This window comes from Candidatus Cloacimonadota bacterium, from assembly GCA_011372345.1.
Classification (GTDB): domain Bacteria; phylum Cloacimonadota; class Cloacimonadia; order Cloacimonadales; family TCS61; genus DRTC01.
Map to the genome: position 1 here is coordinate 1 of DRTC01000102.1, position 5,847 is coordinate 5,847.

Consider the following 5,847-nt stretch of genomic DNA (forward strand, 5'->3'; position numbering starts at 1 on the left):
GATTATTACTTTAAGGGATTTTCTTTAGGATTCGTTATATCAAAAAAATAGATCTTTAAAAAGGGCATATGTGATTTTGAGTGTGTTCAGCCATGGAGTTGAAAATCAATAAGCCAAAGGATTACAAGCATTCAACTATAATTAACTCGTAATTGTAATTAGATAAATGTTTTAAGCGATTTTCCAAGCAAAGCGAAACCGATAATGTTTTCGATAGATTTTTTTGAAATTTCTTGCTGGTTTTTTCTTCTTATCCGAGAGATTTTTTCTGAAAGTTTTGGGATTGTTTTCTTTTGTATTTGCTTTTACCGGTTTGGAATCGATAGCAATTCCTCTGGGTAGATTTTCAGCATAGATTTCTCTGTTAACTTAAGCGAGTAATTTCCGAATAATTTCCGGATCAAAGTTATGAATAAATCAGCAAAACTTTGAATTATGAGAAATTGATGACCAGAATCCTAAAACATAACGACTGAAATATGGTTTTCAACTCTCTGATCAGTTGCAGAACTGAACGATAACCTTCGCAAGCATACACAATAAATGCTTTGATCATGGAATGGTTGTCACAGCCATTTTGCCCGTCTCCGTAAGAGAAATGCTGAATACTACCCAAATCAAGATGTTCGAATATTTTTGAATACTCGACGATAAAAGGAGTATTCATCTCGTCTGGTGAGTATTCGAAAAGAAACTCATTTTGTAAAATTACTTTTTTGTAATTCATCTTGGCTTCTTTTAATTTATTGTCTCTTAAGACTTTAAGACAATATTTTGTCGGTCAGGAGAAGGTCAAGATGATTTTTGAAAAATTAACTCGTTTAATATAAATAAGTTATGAGACTTGCAGAAGGCTTTCTTTCAAAGATTAAAGGAGGTCCGTTTTTCTTAACCTTTGCCTTGGGTTTACTTTTACCGGAAAGAATTAGCATTGCCCTTTTGGAAAAGCGGGAAAGAGAATGAGTCAGTCGTTCAACTTCTCCTTTATCCTGCATTTTGTCTAATCTGCCGAGGGTAGCGATCACACGCTGTTTCGACTTCTTATCTTCTCGTCGGTTCTCAACTATCTGTAAATATTCACATTTCCTGGACTTTTTCACTCTGGCAAACATCGAAACCTTCTTGTATTGACACTCCGATATTTACCGTAGATAAATCTATGTCAAGAGATTTCACCCAATTCTGTGGCACCACATTTTGAGAAAATCTGAAACATCATCCGCATCAATAAACGCTCCTGTTGAATCGGAATAGGACTAACTGTTAAAGAAAAGCAAGAGGGATGTGTTTATTAAACTTCGGAAGTTTTTATATTTTATATCTTTCCCTCATAGATTTCGTTTTAAAAACCAAAATAGTCGCGAAATTTAGAATAGCAACTGTTCCCAGAATGATCGCGAGTCGTAACCAAGATTCTCCATTTTCAATTCTGATCCGGGCATAATAAACAGTAGTCCGGATCCACTCAATTCCACTTAAAATCAGAAGAATTTGGATGCTCCTTGCTGCGATTTTGGATTTCCAAAATAGAAGGAACGGAATTAGAAGACTGAGATATTGGAGGATAAAAATATTTGCTCTTCCAAAATGAGCGGCTAACAGCAAAAAACATAAAATTATAGGTAATATTTTCATAAAAATTTTCATACTAAAAATCTTAAAAAGTAAGATTACTCGGTTTTCATTAGACTATGGAGTCGAATTAAAATCCATATTTTTCATTCATCCAGAAGAGCAGTAACTTCTTTCTTCATAAGAGGAAGATGTCTAACTACCGCTCCCCAAATTATGACATCATCGATTTTGTCATATCCATGAATTACTCGATTTCTCATTCCGATTATCAATTCTTTTGCAGAAATTTTGATATTTTCGTCAAGTTTTAATAAACGGTTCATTGCTTATCCGATGATTTCAAATTCTCTTTCAACTGCTCTTCTCAACATTTTATCGGAAAGATATTTGTTAAAATTTCGATTATCTCCAAGGTATTTTTCAATCGACTAGATCGAGACTTTGATATCATAAAGAAATTTTTTTACATTATTATTCATAAAGCACGGTTTTGGTTTTTTCCAAAGATTTTATGAAATACGGGTTTGATAAAGAATTATCTGTTAATAAATCTACTCTTCGATTAAAGATTTTCTCCAACCTGTTTACCAAGCTAAAATAATTATCAGCGTATTCACCAAAATCTAAAGGTTGGAAAAAAACCAATAAATCGATGTCGCTGTTTTCATTAAATCTTTTCGTGCAAACAGATCCAAAAGCATACATTTTTTTCACATAATGTGGCTTTGCACACGCTTTTCAGGTGTTTTAAATTCTCGACCAATATCTTATTCACAATTCCCTCTCTAACCTCAATTCCAAACAAATTTTTGATTTTTTAAAGTCAAGAAGTTTACCACTTTTCAGTGTTTTCAGCATTCAATTTCCTATCCTGTAAATCCTGTTTATCCAGTCTAATTCCTTTGCGTCTTCGCATTTTTGCGATAAATATTACTTAAACAACAAATCCCAAATCCCCTCGAACATCTTCCATTTATCTTTTCCTGCATCAAAATAAAAAGTAATTAATCGATGTTTCAGTTCGGGATTATCTTCCAGAAAATCTTCGTATTTATCGGAAATTATGTAATCGGAAATAACTTGAGAAGATTCATTTTTCCCGATCCAGACGAATTTCTGATCTTCCATTTTATGATGAACTTTTGTCGCTAATCTCTGCACAGGTTCGTTATCATAATCTCCGAGCAGAACTATCCAATCCTTATCTTTTTCTTCTATGAATGATGAAATAAAATCGAGATATTTTTTGTCGGCGTTTTTCCAATTGCGTTTGAAATCTTTGAAAATAAGTGTTTCTTTGATCTCTGTTTGTTCATCCAAATGCAGAGAAATAAGTTTCACTTTGGTTATTTCTCCATTCTCTCGAATCCCGAATTGAATTTGATAATCTCCTTTTTCCAGTTCACCCGAAAGAATACTTTTCTCTTTATCATAATCCAGTTGCCTGTCGTTGTTATAAAAGCGTCCATTCTGGAAAATTGTAGTGGAAATATTATCAGGATTCAAAGTTACCGGAAATCCTTTTTCGTCTATCAATTCAAATTCAATTTTTATCAGAGAACCTGCTTTTTTATCCTGCGGTTTGACGAATTTGTTCTCCACAACATCATAATTCTGCCAGACGCTGTCCGCCATCACCATTATCGTGGAAGGAATACGCGTGTATTGTGCAGGAATAAGATTTGCCCGTAAAATATAACAACTCAAGGTTTTGAACTGGAAATCCTGCAGGAATTCTGCTTCTAACATTTTATCGAGAGAAAGCAAGCCGGTCGGTGCTTTATCTTCATTTATTTCAAAATTGGAATTTAAACTGTCGATAATTTCGGAGATTCTTTCTGTTGCTTCCTTTTCTTTGGAAATTAAGTATTTTTCAGGAATCCGAACTTTTGGAAGAACCTCATAAAAAACGCTGGGAGCAAGTAAGTTGGAAAATTTGTCATCCTCGATTTTGTTTTCTTCCAATTCCAGAAATGTATCGTAAATATGCTGCCACTGAACTTGATTTGCCTGCCAGAAAAATTTCTCATCGATTTCCAGCAATTTGTTCCAAAAATCTGATGGAATATTTTCATTTTCTTTGATAAAATTCAGAAGCGGTTGTTTATTATTCCTGCTCTTCTCAAATATTTTTACGAAATTGGAATCAGATTCAGGAGCATATTGGGGAATTTTCCAGCTTTGAATTTCCTCGATCAGTTTATTATATTTTTCTTCGGATTGTTTCTTTCTTTCCGCAAAAAATTCCGGATCATCTTTCCTGATTCCGCTTGCTTCCGGGTATTGAAATGTAAAATCCAGGTTTTTCCATTTTTTATCTTCCAAAATCAGTTCATATTCTTCCGGATTTTCTCCGAAAGGAACAAAAACAAAATCGTATAAACTGTCTTTATGAGCGATAACCAGGAAACTTCCGTAACTGATATTGACATCTGCAATTCCCAAACTATCTGCCTTAACTCCGAGAAGTGATCGCAGCATCGAGAAATTAAAAGCGAAAAATTTCACAACTGCACTGTCGGCAGGATTTTTTTCCTTATCAAGAATTTTGAATTTTATCTTACGAGTAGGCTGATAAAAATTAGTGGAATTGATGTAATTATTGTTCGATGATTTGAAAACAACATCGTCCAGACTGTCCGGGAAACTGCTGCGAGCAAGAACGAGAAGCGCTTTTGTAACTGCTCCCGAAAACCAGGTGGAATCGAGATAATAATCCGGTTGAGCATTTTCCGCATAATGCCATTTATTATCGACAAAAACTTCGGTCCAGGCATGATTATTATCGGTATGAGCCCACCAGGGAGTCCAGGCAGGCCGCGCCGGAATGCCGACTGTTCGGCAAGCAGAAATGAAAAAAACCTGCATTTCCCCGCATCTTCCCGTTTTGCTTTTCTGATAGACAGATAGAGGATCCTGCGTCCTTCCGGAAGTTGAAACGAACAACATATTTTCGCGGCACCACAAATTTATTTCCCGAATCCTATCAGTCAGATCAGGAAATTTCTTAACATAATCGAGCAGACCGTTTTCCGCAAAAACTTTTCGATAATTAGTAATGATCTCGTGTGAAATAGTAGTCTTACAAACATACGAAAGCACGAACTCGTCCGAATATTTTTCGTAATCTTCCATCTTCATTAAATCTTTAATAACCTGATAATTATCCAAAATATCATGAGGATTTGCGTCCCAGAGTTGTGAACTGTTCTCGGTCATGATCAGATATGCCATAATTCCATCGGGATATTTTTCGATGTAAGATTTGTAGATTTGTTGAACATCTTCGGGAAGTGGTTCGATGTTTTTATATGCTTTTGATGTAAGTGTATCGATCAGCGATTTTTCTATCTTGAAATCAGCAAATAGAAATGAGATCAGAATAAAAAATAAAAATAATAAAACGGACTTTTTCATATATTTTTTTCTCCTATATTGAAACTTCCGAAGTTTTCAAAACTTCGGAAGTTTCAATCTTCATTCAATCTATAATATTCCTTCTCTTCAACAAACGAACAACTTTTACAATTCGCTGAACAGGTCGAACATTCTGCATTTAAAAGTTCGATATATCCTTTTCTGATCAATTGTTGGAGCATTCCCTGCATCGCACTTCTGTCGGTTTTGAAATGGATTGAAAGGTCGGATAAGTTGATAATTTTTCTTTCTTTGAATAAATTGAGGATTTTCGTTAACATTTATGATTTTAATTTTCCCATCGGGACGATGAGGGCACATAATTTTCGTGCAATTCGTGTAATTTGTGGATCGCTATCTTATCAATATCTGTTCAGCAAGGTCGCGAGGAATAATGTATCTCGATTCACCGACTCCGACAATGATATTTGGCTCTGATCTTTCATTTTTTTGAACTTCGATCATACTCCCGGCAAAAATTCCCATTTCTACTGTTTTTTTATCGGGATTGGAAATTACTACATATTTTTTCCCGAGTTCACCGTAATTAAGATTAAAATTTCTACCGTGATGACGACAATGTTTATGTCTGTGTCTTCTTCTCAGACCTTGACCTTTTCCGTTAAATCCTCTTCCAAAACCGAACATTACAACTCCTTTTTATTTCATAAAAATAAGATAACTATTCGCTCCATAAATGCAAATAATTCTCAATTGCAAATCCTGTCAATCCTATTAAGAAAAAAATTAACAGCAAACAAAAACGAACAAATTTCTCGGATGAAATTACTTTGTTAGATCGCATACGGACCAGGGATCAATCGCCAACCCCAAATATATTCCAAAATGTTCCAA

Annotated in this window: 4 protein-coding genes and 3 pseudogenes; all 7 read right to left on the reverse strand. The window is 34.6% G+C overall.

The window, feature by feature from the left end:
• Positions 1 to 433 precede the first annotated feature (433 nt).
• The 7 genes and pseudogenes from ENL20_01895 to ENL20_01925 all read right to left on the reverse strand — a co-directional run bounded on the left by ENL20_01895 (position 434) and on the right by ENL20_01925 (position 5,640).
• A complete protein-coding gene (locus ENL20_01895; GenBank protein HHE37309.1) occupies positions 434 to 727 on the reverse strand; it encodes a hypothetical protein in 294 nt (97 codons plus the stop codon).
• A 181-nt stretch (positions 728 to 908) separates the two neighbouring features.
• A pseudogene (locus ENL20_01900) lies at positions 909 to 1,112 on the reverse strand (transposase).
• Between the two features lie 606 nt (positions 1,113 to 1,718).
• A pseudogene (locus tag ENL20_01905) lies at positions 1,719 to 2,054 on the reverse strand (DUF86 domain-containing protein).
• Positions 2,047 to 2,350 (reverse strand): annotated as a pseudogene (locus ENL20_01910) (nucleotidyltransferase domain-containing protein). The pseudogenes ENL20_01905 and ENL20_01910 overlap by 8 nt, the downstream one beginning before the upstream one ends.
• Positions 2,351 to 2,505: 155 nt before the next feature.
• On the reverse strand, positions 2,506 to 4,992 hold the full coding sequence (locus ENL20_01915) for a transglutaminase domain-containing protein (GenBank protein ID HHE37310.1): 2,487 nt from the start codon (positions 4,990 to 4,992) through the stop codon (positions 2,506 to 2,508).
• A 53-nt stretch (positions 4,993 to 5,045) separates the two neighbouring features.
• Positions 5,046 to 5,273 (reverse strand): sugar metabolism transcriptional regulator, encoded by a 228-nt coding sequence (locus ENL20_01920; GenBank protein HHE37311.1) that lies wholly within the window; start codon positions 5,271 to 5,273, stop codon positions 5,046 to 5,048.
• Positions 5,274 to 5,346: 73 nt separating this feature from the next.
• Positions 5,347 to 5,640, reverse strand: coding sequence for a ferrous iron transport protein A (locus tag ENL20_01925; protein ID HHE37312.1), 294 nt, complete (start codon positions 5,638 to 5,640; stop codon positions 5,347 to 5,349).
• Positions 5,641 to 5,847: the final 207 nt, after the last annotated feature.